Genomic DNA, 15,361 nt, shown 5'->3' on the forward strand with positions numbered 1-15,361 from the left:
ATGCTACTTAAGTCATGTTTCAGTGAGACGTATGGCCTAAAAATGCTTTGTTTTGAGAAAAATAATGGAAGGTAATGATGATTTTTGTCATAAGCTTTTCGATTAGTAAAGACTGGTAGTCGATATATGGAAAATGTATGTAATATATTAGGGGGGATGTTGAAATAATTGTCGAATCCGGTAATTTTTGGCCGGAAAACGATGACAAGCATTAGATAACTCTGATTTAGAGTCTGGGTAAGGCGGTGTAGCCATTATGATTTTAACACTAGATTCACTTGCTTAATTCTAAGATTGAGAGAGAAAAAATAGGGTACTAATAAATAGAGAAACAAAGCAAGGGGGTGAGCTGGCGTGCGGGATCGAATGAAATACATAGGGTTATACCGGATAACTGTCATCGTATGGATGTCTGCCAAATTCATGTTGCAGTTATTATGGTTCCAGAAGACCCATAGGATCTGGGATGAAGAGACGAAACGTAAATGGGACGATTTGATGACAAAGCAAGCGCGTGAGTATCGCGTCAAATCAATCCGTTTAGGAGGACTTTTGATCAAATTCGGCCAATTTTTAAGTTCGCGGGCTGATTTGCTCCCTGATACCTTCATTAGGGAACTGGAGGGTTTGGTCGACAGGGTAGAGCCGGTTCCTTTTTCGTATTCTAAAAAGATTATGGAGGAGGAATGGAATGGAGATCTGGATGAATTCCTGCAGGATATTGATGAAGAAGCGGTGGCATCAGCTTCCATCGGTGAAGTCTACAAAGCGAAGCTGAATGATGGCACTCCTGTCGCTATTAAGGTGCAGCGTTATCGTGTCAAAGACATTTTTCATATGGACTTCAAGGCTCTCCGCATCGTCTTCTGGATGTTGCGCCGTTTTACGGAATATGGAAAGAAAGCGGATTTACAGGCACTTTACAAAGAAATTGTAACGGTTATGAGTAATGAACTGGACTTTAAAAAAGAACTGCAGAACGGAAATCATTTCAAAAAGCGGTTCAAAGATATGGAGAATGTTTATATCCCGGAATATTTTAATGATTATTCCACGCAGCGTGTACTGGTAATGGAGTGGATTGAAGGCGCGAGAGTCACTGATTTATCCTTCATCAAAAAGAATGGCATCAGCCGCGAACAAATTGCAAGAATTCTGTTCGATTTATGTGTCGAGCAATTTTTATATACCGGCATGTTCCATTCCGATCCACATTCAGGAAATCTGATGCTGAAAGCGGACGGTACAGTCGTGGTGATTGATTTTGGAATGGTTGGGGAAATTAAAAAGCAGGATGCCAGTTACATCCGGATGATGATCCAGGGATTCATTTTAGATGATTACGACCAGGTAATCGATGCCTTATTTAAAATGAACTTTCTGCTTGAAAACGCTGATACAGAACGCGTTAAAAAATTGTTGAGGGAAACCGTTGATATGTATTTGGACGGGGACTTCACAAAACTGGATGCGACGATTATGAACGATATCATGGAGGATATCCAGCGATTCGTTAAAAACCAGCCGATCCAGCTGCCTGCCGATTATGCATTTTTAGGAAGAGCTACATCCATCATCATTGGGGTGCTGACAGCTGTCTATCCTCAAATCGACTTGATGGCCTGGGGAAAACCGGTGATTCGGGAATGGATGAGTGGTGATGATTCCAAGTATGGTTTTTATAAAGATATCGCTGCTGAAACAGCCCGGCCGCTATTGTCGCTGCCGAGAGCATTAGTCAGCTATTTGGAAAGTGGCGATCGAGATCGGGAGTGGGCTGCTGAAAAACAACAAAATCAAATGTTCCACCAGTTTTATCTATTTTATACTGCTTTGTCCTTCTTGACTGCTGTTGCTGGAGGCGGGCTCGGCATTTTCTGGTATCGATCAGCTGAAGTTATTCTTATGTGGACCGGTTTTGTGGTGGCGATACTAGGTGTTATAGGGTTATTAGTTTTCGGAAGGAAGCACGTTAAAATGATGCATGCTATCAATTTAAATAGGAGGGGCCAATCATGAGTGAACTGTTGAAAAAAGGATTTTATCTAGGGCTTGGAGCTGCTCTGAGCGGGAAAGAAAAAGCGGAAAAGCTTTTGGATGAATTAGTCCAGCGGGGAGACGTCAGTCCTTCACAGGCACGGGAAATGTTTGATGAATTTATGGCAAAAGGGATGCAGAAAGATGCTGAATGGAGTGAGCAGGGCAAAGCGAAAATGCAGCAGCGTGCTAAAGAAATGGGCTTTGTAACGAAAGACGAATATGAAATATTAGAAGCAAGGGTACAACGTTTAGAAAAATTCCATCAGGACAAAAGTGAATAATGTAAAAAGCCAGCCTCTCCTGAATGGGAAGCTGGCTTTTGTATTATGAAATATTTTTCTTGTCTAACAGCTCGATAGCTTGCTTTAAAGAAGAGCATGTCGTAATGCGGTTTTTGCTCGTTTGAAATAATCCGAGTTTGGTCGCCTGCATACTGAGATCTGGTCTCATACCGGTGAGGAGTGGTGTGATTCCCAATAGAGTCAGCGAATCAAGCAGACGGTGCAAGTGGCTCATGAATGAATTGTTCACATCATACACACCGGATAAATCGATGATCAACCAGTCGATATTCCAGTTGCTCACTTCCTTCAATGTCTCATCCATCAGTACATCTGCCCGTTTCTGGTCAATCTCTCCAATGATCGGCAGGATGGCGACTGAATCTTTGATAGGGACGATTGGGGTTGAAAGCTTCAAATATTTTTCTTCATAATCTTTCAGGATCCGCTCTTCTTCCCGTGCGAAACTGAGACTGAATCCATGGACGATATGGTTAAAGATATCATCCGTACGTGTCACCACTTCGATGATATGACTGAAATTATAATCTGTGTCACGTGCTGTTTCTTCGATAAATGTCCAAAGCACTTCTTTGTAAACTCCGATTCTTTCCAATGCTTCACTTAGCGAACCGCCTTGACGGACACTTGTTTTTCCAATTTCCTCTCCCCATTGAGCCGCTATTTCATTGGATTTTTCTACGTAAAGCATTGTTTTAGCGATTGTTTCGAATAGTTCATAGACGATTCTTTTATTATCTTTTAAGTCTTCTTCGGTTAACTTTTCCAGTTCTTCCGGGTGCCTATGTTCAGACAAAGTGAATATTCTTTCTGTTAATTCTTCGAGGTTTTCGGATATTTTCTTTTGGAAGAATACCACGTGTTCTTTTTGCACCATAAAACAATTCAGTCCCTTTTAACAATAAATTACTATCATTATATATTGTCCTTGTAAGTAAGTAAATTTAAATAATCATAACAAGGTATCTTTAGTGAATATGTTGTTGGAATTTTATCCGTAATTCCCCATATATCGAGATAAGATAAAAGGTTAGACTCTTCTAAACTTCCAAACTTAATTTACAGATAAGCTCCCTTTTGCTGAAGACTCAGTTTCGAGATAGTTGGGTCCGTTACCATGTGTGTAAGGGGATGGTCTTGGAAACGACTCGCTTTCCTGCGGGGGATCTGGCAAGCTTCCTCGGGCTAAAGCCCTGTGGGATCTCGCCTAGCCCCTTCTCCCGCGGGAGTCTCCCCGTTTCCCTTCCCATCCATCCAGATTAGTAATAAACGGCCCCTTCCAAAAAGAGAAGAATGTAGCTGAGACCTTCATCCTTAGGCTTTTACCAAGAATGTAAAGGCACCAAAGTCTTCAATCATAGGGCGGTTTTCGTAGGGGTGATTTCGAGAACTTCCCATGGCTAGGGGCGTAGGGAAACGGTGAGACTCCTCGAAAATGCTACGCATTTCCTTCGTGCGTGGGTTAAGTCAGGATGAAAATTCAAAGTCCTGTGGGAGCTGAGTGATAGGTGAGGCCCTGCAAGGCGAAGCCTGAGGAGACTCAGCACACGCCCACGGAAAGCGAACCGTTTCCCGGAGCCCCTAAACTCCAACAATATCTCGAAATCAAGTCTTCGACTTTTCGGCCATTTTATTGAATAAGCTTTTTATAAAAATCACCAATAATGTTTAACGAAACCAAAGGTTTAATAAATTTATGGATAGGTTAAAGGGGTAATAACGTTTTTTAAAAATTTATCGGCAAAGGTTGCGTGGAGCTATGAAAAAACTTGCAATGATGGCAATTCTGCTTATCCTTTCAGGATGCAATCTGCGTGTGCTTGATCCGAAAAGCCAGACAGCTTCTGATCAGGCATTTTTAATTTACTTAAGTTTTGGCATTATGATGTTCGTCGTATTAGTGGTAGCACTTCTGTTTATTGCTTTTACTGGGAAATACAGGGAAACAGAAAAAAATCGTCATGATGTTCCAAAGCATGAGGAAGGGAACAGGACACTGGAAATCATCTGGACCGTACTGCCGATCATTTTGCTGATTGGACTGGCAGTTCCGACAGTGATGATCACGTATGATGTCTCCTATATTGGTGCCAGTTCAGATGATAATGCCGTCCATGTCAATGTCACCGGAGAACAATTCAGATGGACCTTCGAGTATGAAAACGGGAAAGAAACGCATGATACATTAGTTTTGCCGGAAGATCGAGAAGTTATTTTCCATTTAACCTCCAAAGATGTGATTCACTCATTTTGGGTGCCAAAACTCGCTGGGAAAATTGATGTCTTGCCCGGAGAAGAAACGAGACTTAAGGTTACTCCTGAGGAAACGGGCACCTATCAGGGGAAATGTGCGGAATACTGTGGGACGCTACATGCTGATATGAGGTTCGAAACGGAAGTAATAGAACAAGAAGATTTTCAAGCGTGGCTAAATAAAGAATAACCGTGGAGAAAGGGGTGAAAGCATGGAATTTTACTTATTTGGAGAATTGATCGTATTACCGACGGATGTCGTAGCCGCATGGGTTTCAGTGATTTTAGGAGCCCCGGTCATATTATATTGGCTAACGAAGAAACGGCATTGGCCGGTGATATGGGATTACGCTACAAGTACCAATCATCGCAAGATCGGGACATTATACATTGTATTTGCCATTCTATTCTTTTTTCGTGCAGGAATAGATGCGTTATTCATAAGACTGCAGCTGGTTACACCTGAGAACCAGTTCTGGGTCTTCCAAGGGGATAAATATAATGAAATATTTACGACTCATGGTACGATGATGATTTTCTTTGTCGCTATGCCATTGTTGATTGGTTTGATGAATGTGGCGGTCCCATTGCAAATCGGCGCCAATGATCTGGCATTTCCATTTTTAAATGCCATTGGTTTTTACTTATTCTTGACCGGAGGAATGATATTTTTCGCGGCGTTCTTCTTCAATGCTGCTCCAAATGCAGGGTGGACAGCCTATGCCCCTTTATCTACTTTTGAATTCACAGGTGGGCCGAATAATAATTATTATATCTTCGGTCTTCAGATCTCTGGTCTTGGTACAATTTTCGCTGCCATCAATATGATTGTCACGATTTTACGCCTGAGGGCTCCAGGTCTGAAGTTGACACGGATGCCGCTATTTCCGTGGGCAAGTCTGATTACGTCATTTCTTATTCTTGTTGCGTTTCCGGTATTGGCAATTGCTTTGTTGCTGTTGCAATTCGATCGACTCTATGGAGCGACCTTCTTTGTTGGCGAGCTTGGGCATCCTGTATACTGGCAGCATTTATTTTGGATTTTCGGTCATCCTGAGGTTTATATTCTCGCGCTTCCGGCTTTTGGTATTTTTTCTGATATTATATCTGCTTTTTCCAGGAAAAATGTCTTCGGATACACCTCGATGGTCATCGCATTAGCTTTGATAGGTATGCTGGGATTCATGGTATGGGCCCATCATATGTTTACTGTCGGATTAGGACCATTTGCTAACACGTTCTTTGCCATTACCACGATGATGATCGCCGTACCGACAGGGATAAAAGTGTTCAATTGGCTTTTTACCATGAGGAGAGGGGTCATTCGCATCAAGACGCCGATGTTATTCGCGCTTGGATTCATTCCGACCTTCGTGATGGGCGGGGTAACGGGTGTGATGCTTGCCTCAGCGGCTGCAGATATGCAGTATCATGATACTTATTTCGTTGTTGCCCACTTTCACTACGTCATTATAGGTTCCACTGTTTTAGGGGCGTTTGCAGGACTGTATTACTGGTATCCGAAAATGACAGGAAAAATGCTGGATGAAAAGTTGGGGAAATGGCATTTTTGGCTTTTCCTGATCGGTTTCCACCTTACCTTTTTCCCGCAGCATCTGGCTGGTTTGAATGGAATGCCGCGTCGGGTCTATGACTACACCTGGGAAGATGGAGTATTTGTTTATAACTTCATCAGTACCATTGGTGCCTTCATGATGGGGGCCAGTATGTTGTTTGTCATTTGGAATGTATATAAGACCCATCGTCCGAAAAAGGAAAATGTCGGTGCAGACCCGTGGGATGGAAGAACATTGGAATGGTACGTTCCATCTCCGGTGCCTGAGCATCCCTTTGAAAAAATGCCGATTATTGATCGACGTGATGCCTTATGGTGGGCAAAGCAGGAGGGTAAGCCCCTTCCGGTGGCGGAACATCACCGTGCATCACCGGTTTCCGTCCGTACCGTACAGCCGCTTGTTCTATCAGCCGCCCTGACCATCATGAGCTTTGGTTTCATATACGGGTGGCTCTGGATGCAGATTATAGGAGGAGCTGCGTCGTTAGGTTTCTTCGTGTTGCGGGCATTCAACGATGAGCGGACAGCTGTATACAGGAAGGAGGAGCAGGACAATGAGCAGTAAAACAATGTCCAGGGATTTGTTTGGCGATAAGCGGATGGGCTTTTTCATCTACTTATTTGTCGAAGCGGTCATGTTCGCAACTTTATTTGCTACCTATATCATTTATACTCCTGCAGAACAGGGGCCCCACCCAAGCGAACTATTCGAAATGAAAACAGTTGTCTTGTCTTCGATCTTTCTTCTTTCCAGCAGCGGAACATTAATGATTGCCGAGAAGGGATTGGAAAGACGTAATGCCAAATTGATTATGACTGGGTTATTGATCACCTTTACTTTTGGGGCCATATTTATGTACTTTGAAACTCATGAATTTTATAAATTCGTTTCAGAGGGGCATACCGTGGCTACCAACAACTTTCTATCTTCCTATTTTGTCCTGGTCGGTCTTCACGCTTCCCACGTATTATTTGGTTTGGGCTGGATGATTGTCCTATTGATTCAACGGAAACTGCTTCCGTATACCTTGTTTGAGGAAAAACACAGGATATTCAACTATTACTGGCACTTTGTTGATATTATTTGGGTGCTGATTCTGATTATCGTATACGCTCCTTACTTGTTCTGACAGCAATAAGCCCGAAGCCGCATTAGAGCTTCGGGCTTTTCAGGTCTCGCTTTTTCTGAATAGCTCTGTTAAATCTCATTGTTGATTTTACAGTTAAAGCTCCCAATTGCTGAAGACTCAGTTTCGAGATAGTGGGGTCCGTTACCATTAGAGTAATGGGATGGTCCGGGAAACAACTCGCTTTCCTGCGGGGGACCTGGCAAGCTTCCTCGGGCTAAAAGCCCTGCGGGGTCTCGCCTAGCCCCTTCTCCCGCGGGAGTCTCGCCGTTTCCCTTCCCATCCAGCCAGTATTGTAATAAACGGACCCTCCAAAAAGAGAAGAATGTAGCTGAGACCTTCATCCTTAGGTTTTTACCAAGAATGTAAAGGCACCAAAGTCTTCAATCATAGGGCGGTTTTCGTAGGGGTGATTTCGAGAACTTCCCATAGCTAGGGGCGTAGGGAAACGGTGAGACTCCTCGAAAATGCTACGCATTTCCTTCGTGCGTGGGTTAAGTCAGGATGAAAATTCAAAGTCCTGTGGGAGCTGAGTGATAGGTGAGGCCCCGCAAGGCGAAGCCTGAGGAGACTCAGCACACGCCCACGGAAAGCGAACCGTTTCCCGGAGCCCCTAAACTCCAACAATATCTCGAAATCAAGTCTTCGACTTTACGGCCTTATTGTTGAAGAAGCCTCTTATGGAAAACTAACAAAAGCGTTTAACAGAACCTTCTGAATTAATATTCCCGCGCATCGTTATTGAGAGGACGGGGGTCTTTGTCTGGTGAAAAGTTGATAGATAAAATAAAGCAGCCAGAAGGAAGCAAGAGTGATAAGGCCGAGGTTGATGTAATACCAGAAACCATCGCCTAATAAATCAAGCGGTGTTCCCTTTCCTGGCGTCCTGGATAAATATAAATAATTAGATCCAATAGCTTGATTGACGAAGCCCATCAGGATGGCATAAAACACCAGGAACCCGTAGGCTTTCATGGTAGTTTTCCAGGTGATGGTCACTGGGTGTACCAGTGCCAGTAGCACCCCAGACCAGGAGATCGCCATATGATGGAGGAAGAATTTCCAGTAACGGTAGTGCTGGTAGTCATGAGGGAGGTCTGGCGTCACTAAAGCCATCAGGGCAGGGATGACGGCAATGAAATAAGTGATTTTTATCAACGTATGATTCTGTTTCCAAATGGCAGCTGCAGCAATTATGGATGCAATGCCGCACAGATGTAACGGTAGATAATCTTTGCTGCTCCACACGCCGTTAACTATGGCCCAGGTCTGGTAAGAGACCTCGGAAATAATCAGGAGACCGAATAGAAACCAGCGTAACAATTGATAGCCAGTCTGATCTTTTTGAAGCTTTTTATTTCCAACAAGTATCAATGCCAGACCTGTCAAATAGATGATCAGCATGATGATATGGCTGCCGCCGAACATGTCGAAAGGTTGGTCGATACCACTACCGAACCATTGTTTCATACACCATCATCCTATTTTCCTTTATTTATTCTGTGCTATTATTCTATCATAGCTATATCGGAGGGAGATATGATGAGGAAAATCAATTGTTTCCGGTGTGAGTACTTCTTCACAACCTGGAATCCTCAGTTTCCAAGAGGATGTCGGGCCTATGGATTCAAAACAAGAGAAATGCCATCCATACTGGTGAAAAAAACGACAGGAACGGAATGTTTACAATACAAGCCCAAAGCTCCTGCTTCTAAGTACGGGAATCAGAGCAAAGGGTTTAGCGCTAAAGCATGAATATCATACTGTAAATAAAATGAAATTTCAGAATATAGGTCGTCGTATCTATGAATATATGATATGCTATGGCATATTTACAAACAATAGAGTGAGGGAGTTGAAGATTATTGGCTAGGGAGAAATGGGCCTCCAAGCTCGGCTTTATGCTGGCTGCGATGGGGTCTGCTGTTGGCCTCGGTAACATTTGGCGTTTTTCTTATGTTGCAGGCGAAAGTGGCGGGGGCGCCTTTTTGATATTGTATTTATTTTTCGTCCTCGTAATTGGGGTTCCACTGTTATTAACCGAAGTAAGTATCGGAAGGAAAGCGCAAAGCGATGTCATTGGTTCATTTGCGAAATTGTCTCCTGGTACTCCATGGTTCCTTTCCGGTTTCTTCGGGGTATTGGCATCATTTTTAATTTTAAGCTTTTACAGCGTTGTAGCTGGATGGTCGATGTATTATTTATGGAAATATATTACCGGTGATTTCTTTGCGGCACCTGAAGGCGGTTATGAAGCAGCGTTTGGCGGCTTCACAGCTCATGCCTGGCAGCCTCTTTTCTGGCATGCTCTTTTCATGATACTGACGATTTCCATCGTTTATATCGGTGTTAAAAAAGGAATCGAAGCGGCCAATAAAATTTTCATGCCTACACTGGCTATCATTTTGATTGGATTGGCAATATACAGTGTCTCACTTGATGGAGCGATGGAAGGGCTGAAATTTCTTTTCCAACCGGATTGGTCAGCGTTGAGTAACCCATCGGTATATTTAGCTGCCATGGGGCAGGCATTCTTTTCCTTAAGTCTGGGAATGGGTGCCATGCTTACGTATGGAAGCTACTTGTCGAAGGAGAACAAGCTGCCGAGTGCTACGCTTGGTATCGGTTTGATGGACACCTTTTTTGCGATCATTTCCGGTATTGTGATTTTTCCGGCGGCTTTCGCTTTCGGTATCAGTCCTGGCTCCGGTCCGCCGTTGGTGTTCATCACGTTGCCTGGGATATTTGAGCAGATGCCAGTTGGCGGGATTGTCGGTCTCGTTTTCTTTTTTGCATTGACACTGGCGTCTTTATCTTCGTCTGTATCTATTTTGGAAGTGCCGGTTGCTTACTTTATGAGGGTTTTCCATTGGAGTCGGAAAATGGCAAGTATCCTGACGGGAGCTATCATGTTCGTACTTGGGTTGATCGTATCCTTAGGCTTCGGTATATGGTCCGGCTTCACGCCAATCGGGGACAGAAATATCCAAGGGTCGATGGATTTTATCGCCTCCAATATTCTGCTTCCACTCGGAGGTCTGACCATGGCGTTGTTTGTCGGATGGTATTTTAAGAAATCCACTGCATTGGACGCTACGGATTTGACCGGTAATCCGATCGGTAACGTCTGGTACGGCATTATCAAGTATATCGCCCCGGTATTGATCATCTTGATTTTCTTAAACGCCGTGGGAATTCTGGGAATGTAATTTTATGTCTATCATTTTTGAGTTAGCACACAAAAGGGAGGATGTTGCAATGGAAATCGAAGCATTGCAACAGCTTTCCTATCATCAAGAAGCGAGGTACGTGCATAGCCGCAAGCTACCGCCGTTGACGGAAACGTATCAGGATATCCGTAGGGCTGACGAGACATTTTTGGGTATATATAAAGAAAGAAGGCTAGTCGCGCTGGTCGCCTATCAACTCGAAGCAGGTGATTTCTGGATCACCCGTATGGCCGTACATCCAAGGTGGATGCGCCAGGGCTTTGGCAAGGAGCTTCTGGATAGAGTGCTGTTTTTGAACCCGACCAGCCGATGCTATGTGACGACTGGAGCAAAAAATGAACCGGCGATGCGATTTTATCAGAAGTATGGTTTCAAACAGCAGCAGGAGCTGGTGACAGAAGAAGGAATCAGGCTGGCTCTTCTTTATTATGAAAGCTCTGAGCATTGATGTTTTCAATAAAGAGAAGGAGAGTGGTGGCAGTACGCTTGTGAAGAGGCGTTAACTTATGTTCCATGTCTCAAAGGAACCCGGCAAGCCAGCTCTGATTTCCCTGTATCATCATAAACAAGACCGTTCTTAATAGGGAGCGGTCTTGTTTTCTTTTTCTAGTCTAGGATTGTATGGACGTGTTAAACTACATAGTGTGATATTTTCATAACCAAAAAGGAGTCATAATAATGGCGATTTCAAATCAAGCAGTCCTGAAGAAGATGATGAATGAAATACAAGAAGCGATGCAAAAAAATAGTGAGACCTCTTCGGTTCGTGAGCATGTTCGGGCCATTCGTCTTTTATGTGACTTGATGTTAGATGAGCGTCCAGAGCAGTCAACTGGCAGTTCTGCTTATCCCGATCCTGCCGAGGTAGATGAACCGACAACTGCAGAAATCAGAAAAATGATGGGAGATCTTCCGTCCTCCAGGCAGCAGACAGACCAACAGAAAAAGCAGACAATCGACCATGAAGAAGCAAATGGTGATTCTATATTTGATTTTTAAGGAGAGAGAAATATGAAATTATTTTTATTATTGGCTGTCATCAACGGTTTTATTGCAGTAGCACTTGGGGCTTTCGGTGCCCATGGACTTGAAGGCCGAATTTCGGAAAAAGCATTGAAAACATGGGAAAAAGCAGTGACTTATCAAATGTTCCATACCGGTGCTTTGCTTGCTGTCGGATTATTGCTGATGAAAGCTCAATCAAGTCTATTAACAGGGGCAGGATGGATGTTTTTTATCGGAATCCTGCTATTTTCCGGCAGCTTGTATATCTATGCCCCGTCCGGAATCAAAGCATTGGCTATGATTACTCCGTTCGGCGGGCTGACGTTTTTGATCGGCTGGATACTGTTAGGGATAGCGGTAACAAAAATCATCTGATTAAAAAAAAAGGAAAGTAGAGAAAACGGCTATCAATAGGGCGCGGAGGACCTGGGAAATGAAATGGAAAGTATTCCGTTTTTGCAGTTCTACCATCCCTTCGAACATGAAGCTCAAAGCTAGCAAATAAAACATGACTAATACCGTCCAGGAGAAAGCTTGCTGTGCGAGTGCGACAATAGCAAGAACAAGTGCCAGAATCATGCTCAACACTTGAAGGCGCTGCAGTTTTTCATATGGGTGTTTCACTGGCATGTCACCACCTTGGATAAAGTAAAGCCACGCGCAAATAAGCGGCGTGGCTTTTTCTCTGCTTAAGAATTGGTTAATAACAAGACGATAATGACAAAACGTTACCTTGGCGTGTAGTTCGCTAATTGGCCTCCTGTGTTGTCGAAGGGATAGCTGTATTCGATTTCTTCATCAAATGTAATGTAATCAAGATAAATCATTAATAATAAGTACCGTTTTCCTGATTGAGGATCACTTAAAATAATGTGGTCTCTGCCTGCTGCTTCGATAATCCCTTTGAAAATCTTTGCATTCCAGTTTTCGTTGTTTTCAAAAGTCATATAAACGGTGGCTTCTTTTCCTCGATTCAAACGCAAAATATTCTCAATGTATGATTCTTCCACCGGGAGCATGCCTCCCTGTCCCTGGGTACCTCCTTGGGTGCCTCCTGGCATTCCCCCTTGCATCATTCCAGGCATTCCCATCGATTGCTGATAGGTCCCCATCATTCCCATCCCCTGAGGCGGGGCAGTTTGCCGGGCGGATGGATAATACCCTGATGGAGCCTGTGCTGCATAAGCAGGATAATAATATTGATAGGGGTTGGCTGGATAATATGGCTGGTTCTGCTTAGGCTGGGTGGAACCTTGGTTTTCCTTATTGTTTTGTGACAATACACTCACTCCTTTTTTGCGTTAATAAACTCGTGGGCACTCGCTTTGTAATGGAGAATAGAAGCAGTGCGATTTGAACCGTCCTGAATTCCATTGACCAAACCATTGGGCAGGACAGCTTCCTTCAGGCATGAAGAACCAGAGGGAATTGGTTGCTGGATGAAACCGTTCTCCTTTAATCGTCCTTCTGGCCAGACGAATGTCTTTATCTCGGGCACGCTGGTAGAAGTAGCCTTTTTGCGTAGCTTCGAATCCCCCGGGACTCTGAAAAACCATGTCTTCAATTGAATTGATTGCTTTGAAATCTATGCAATTACCACGTACACGGTTCACTCCTGTATTCCCTACCATCAGCATTCCCAATTGTCCGTCACCTTCTGCTTCAGCGCGCATCAGTCGTGCTAATAACTTCACACCTTTTTCTGTGGAAGGGATTACCGCCATCTTTTCACCCCGCTTCAATTCCACAAGATGAGCTTCTCTGTAAATGTATATGTACGGGGTCCCACATTATGAAAAATAAAAAGCGCTGCCCCTGTATGGGTGGCAGCGCTGTTCAGGTATAGTTTATTTAGATGGATAGGAATTTAGGAAGTGACTCTTTTTCGAGCAAGTGCCCGACATAGAATGAGCCGAATTCGCCAAAGCGGGCGCTTACTTCATCAAAACGCATTTCATACACTAACTTTTTGAACTGCAGGACATCATGGGCGAATAAAGTGACTCCCCATTCCCAGTCATCAAAGCCTACGGATCCCGTAATGATCTGGCGTACTTTTCCAGCATATTTACGTCCGATCATGCCGTGGGAATACATCATTTTACCTCGATCTTCTTTTTCGAGCATATACCAGTTGTCATTCCCCTGACGACGCTTGTCCATTGGGTAGAAGCAAGCATATTTCCATTTAGGCAAGATAGGCTTTAAACGTGCCTGGATTTCAGGATCCGTTTCCGGGTCTTTACCTTGAGCCATATAATTGGAGAGTTCTACTACAGAAACATAAGAGTAAGTCGGGATGGTGAACTCAGCCAATTTAGTTTTGTTGAATTCATTTTCAATTTCATTCAGTTCTTCCATGGTCGGACGTAGAATCATCATCATGAAATCCGCTTTTTGGCCGACAATGGAATAGACAGCATGACTGCCTGTTTTATTACTTTCTGTCTTTTCCCACTTATTGATCAATTGATGGAACTCGTGGATGGCACTTTCACGTTCATCACTTGATATCATCTTCCAGGCGGTCCAGTCCATGGACCGGAAATCATGTAGACAATACCATCCATCTAAGGTTATCGCTGGTTCTGGCATAGATCATACGCTCCTTTATCAAAAACTTATAGTAAGTATCCTGCTCCTTCCTTAATATAACATAATCAAAACAGGGCTTCATGTCGGAAGTAAATAAGGGGTATGAATTCACTATATTGACACATTTTATAAGGGGAACTGTTTTCTCTTACATATTACTTTCATTCATACACAAATTGTCTTATCATATATAACAGGACAAGATATTGGAGGGAAAAATATGAGTGATCTTTTTGAGACATTAACAGATAAAGTTCATGGAAAAGGTAAGCGAGTCGTATTACCTGAAGCGTCAGATGAAAGAATACTGACAGCTGCCAGTCGTTTGGCAACGAAAGGTTTAGTCATTCCTGTACTAGTTGGAAATGAAAATGAAGTGAAACAGAAAGCGGGCGAATTCGGGCTTGATATTTCTTCGGCAGAAATTCTCGATCCAGAAAACTATGAAGGAATGGAAGAGATGGTGCAAAGCTTTGTAGAACGCCGAAAAGGAAAAGCGACAGAAGCGGATGCCAAAGAAATATTGAAAGATGGCAACTATTTTGGAACAATGCTCGTGTATATGGGTAAAGCGGATGGTCTTGTCAGCGGTGCTGTACACTCCACAGCAGATACTGTGCGGCCAGCTCTGCAAATTATCAAAACGAAGCCGGGTATTAAGAAGACCTCTGGAGTATTCATCATGGTTCGCGAGGAAGAGAAGTATGTGTTTGCGGATTGTGCTATTAACATGTCGCCAGACAGTGAAGACTTAGCAGAAATCGCTTTGGCAAGCTCGGAAACCGCCCAGCTATTCGATGTTGAGCCTAAAGTTGCGATGTTGAGTTTTTCTACCAAAGGTTCCGCGAAATCTCCAGAAACAGAAAAAGTCTCTGAAGCAGTTAAAATCGCTAAAGAGAAGAACCCTGAGCTGCTGATCGACGGGGAATTCCAATTCGATGCAGCTTTCGTGCCGTCTGTGGCAGAGAAAAAAGCACCCGAATCCCCATTGAAAGGGGAAGCTAACACCTTCATTTTCCCAAGTCTTGAAGCTGGGAACATCGGTTATAAAATCGCACAGCGCCTCGGTGGCTTTGATGCTGTTGGGCCTGTACTCCAAGGTCTGAACCAGCCGGTGAACGATCTATCCCGCGGCTGTAATGCAGATGACGTTTATAAATTAGCCCTGATAACAGCGGCTCAATCCCTATAAGGAAGAAAATCCGGGCCCCTTTATCAGGGGAGCCCGGATTT

General features: G+C 43.7%; 16 protein-coding genes. 10 read left to right on the forward strand and 6 right to left on the reverse strand.

Annotation, left to right across the window (positions count from 1 at the left end):
• Nucleotides 1-354: 354 nt before the first annotated feature.
• Complete coding sequence (locus tag ACGTN9_RS02325) at nt 355-2,019, forward strand: ABC1 kinase family protein (RefSeq protein ID WP_499590133.1); 1,665 nt, start codon at nt 355-357, stop codon at nt 2,017-2,019.
• Nucleotides 2,016-2,321: a phasin family protein gene (locus tag ACGTN9_RS02330; RefSeq protein ID WP_499590135.1), complete on the forward strand. Its 306-nt coding sequence runs from the start codon at nt 2,016-2,018 to the stop codon at nt 2,319-2,321. Before ACGTN9_RS02325 ends, ACGTN9_RS02330 begins: the two co-directional genes overlap by 4 nt.
• Nucleotides 2,322-2,364: 43 nt before the next feature.
• On the opposite strand, the gene ACGTN9_RS02335 is transcribed toward ACGTN9_RS02330, so the two are convergent.
• Nucleotides 2,365-3,216: an STAS domain-containing protein gene (locus ACGTN9_RS02335; RefSeq protein WP_499590137.1), complete on the reverse strand. Its 852-nt coding sequence runs from the start codon at nt 3,214-3,216 to the stop codon at nt 2,365-2,367.
• Nucleotides 3,217-4,101: 885 nt separating this feature from the next.
• Here ACGTN9_RS02335 and coxB point away from each other — a divergent pair.
• Genes coxB through ACGTN9_RS02350 form a run of 3 tightly spaced genes read left to right on the forward strand, consistent with a single transcriptional unit; the run spans nt 4,102 to nt 7,301 of the window.
• On the forward strand, nt 4,102-4,785 hold the full coding sequence (coxB, locus tag ACGTN9_RS02340; protein WP_499590139.1) for a cytochrome c oxidase subunit II: 684 nt from the start codon (nt 4,102-4,104) through the stop codon (nt 4,783-4,785).
• A 22-nt stretch (nt 4,786-4,807) separates the two neighbouring features.
• Nucleotides 4,808-6,736, forward strand: a complete 1,929-nt coding sequence (locus ACGTN9_RS02345) for a cytochrome c oxidase subunit I (RefSeq protein ID WP_499590141.1) — start codon at nt 4,808-4,810, stop codon at nt 6,734-6,736.
• Complete coding sequence (locus tag ACGTN9_RS02350; protein WP_499590143.1) at nt 6,726-7,301, forward strand: cytochrome c oxidase subunit 3; 576 nt, start codon at nt 6,726-6,728, stop codon at nt 7,299-7,301. Before ACGTN9_RS02345 ends, ACGTN9_RS02350 begins: the two co-directional genes overlap by 11 nt.
• 735 nt (nt 7,302-8,036) lie before the next feature.
• Here ACGTN9_RS02350 and ACGTN9_RS02355 read toward each other — a convergent pair.
• Nucleotides 8,037-8,768, reverse strand: coding sequence for a YwaF family protein (locus ACGTN9_RS02355; RefSeq protein WP_499590145.1), 732 nt, complete (start codon nt 8,766-8,768; stop codon nt 8,037-8,039).
• A 395-nt stretch (nt 8,769-9,163) separates the two neighbouring features.
• Between ACGTN9_RS02355 and ACGTN9_RS02360 the strand changes: the two genes are divergently transcribed.
• From ACGTN9_RS02360 to ACGTN9_RS02375, 4 genes are all read left to right on the forward strand, one after another.
• Entirely contained in the window at nt 9,164-10,507 is a 1,344-nt protein-coding gene (locus ACGTN9_RS02360; RefSeq protein WP_499590147.1) for a sodium-dependent transporter, read from the forward strand.
• Between the two features lie 49 nt (nt 10,508-10,556).
• Nucleotides 10,557-10,976 (forward strand): GNAT family N-acetyltransferase, encoded by a 420-nt coding sequence (locus ACGTN9_RS02365; protein ID WP_499590149.1) that lies wholly within the window; start codon nt 10,557-10,559, stop codon nt 10,974-10,976.
• Between the two features lie 230 nt (nt 10,977-11,206).
• On the forward strand, nt 11,207-11,527 hold the full coding sequence (locus ACGTN9_RS02370; RefSeq protein WP_499590151.1) for a YwdI family protein: 321 nt from the start codon (nt 11,207-11,209) through the stop codon (nt 11,525-11,527).
• Between the two features lie 12 nt (nt 11,528-11,539).
• On the forward strand, nt 11,540-11,908 hold the full coding sequence (locus tag ACGTN9_RS02375; RefSeq protein ID WP_499590153.1) for a DUF423 domain-containing protein: 369 nt from the start codon (nt 11,540-11,542) through the stop codon (nt 11,906-11,908).
• Here the strand turns inward: ACGTN9_RS02375 and ACGTN9_RS02380 are convergent, their stop codons facing one another.
• The 4 genes from ACGTN9_RS02380 to hemQ form a co-directional block, all read right to left on the reverse strand.
• Nucleotides 11,909-12,163, reverse strand: a complete 255-nt coding sequence (locus ACGTN9_RS02380) for a hypothetical protein (protein ID WP_499590155.1) — start codon at nt 12,161-12,163, stop codon at nt 11,909-11,911.
• A gap of 98 nt (nt 12,164-12,261) precedes the next feature.
• On the reverse strand, nt 12,262-12,813 hold the full coding sequence (gene gerQ / locus ACGTN9_RS02385) for a spore coat protein GerQ (protein WP_499590157.1): 552 nt from the start codon (nt 12,811-12,813) through the stop codon (nt 12,262-12,264).
• Between the two features lie 21 nt (nt 12,814-12,834).
• Nucleotides 12,835-13,257: a cell wall hydrolase gene (locus tag ACGTN9_RS02390; RefSeq protein WP_499590516.1), complete on the reverse strand. Its 423-nt coding sequence runs from the start codon at nt 13,255-13,257 to the stop codon at nt 12,835-12,837.
• A 127-nt stretch (nt 13,258-13,384) separates the two neighbouring features.
• A complete protein-coding gene (hemQ, locus tag ACGTN9_RS02395; protein ID WP_499590159.1) occupies nt 13,385-14,128 on the reverse strand; it encodes a hydrogen peroxide-dependent heme synthase in 744 nt (247 codons plus the stop codon).
• Between the two features lie 220 nt (nt 14,129-14,348).
• On the opposite strand from hemQ, the gene pta reads away from it, so the two are divergent.
• Nucleotides 14,349-15,320 carry a phosphate acetyltransferase gene (pta, locus tag ACGTN9_RS02400; protein WP_499590161.1) on the forward strand — a complete coding sequence of 324 codons (972 nt, stop codon included), beginning with the start codon at nt 14,349-14,351 and terminating at the stop codon, nt 15,318-15,320.
• The last annotated feature ends 41 nt before the right edge of the window (nt 15,321-15,361 follow it).

The sequence above is a fragment of the Halobacillus sp. B23F22_5 genome (genome assembly GCF_043497085.1).
Classification (GTDB): Bacteria; Bacillota; Bacilli; order Bacillales; family Halobacillaceae; genus Thalassobacillus.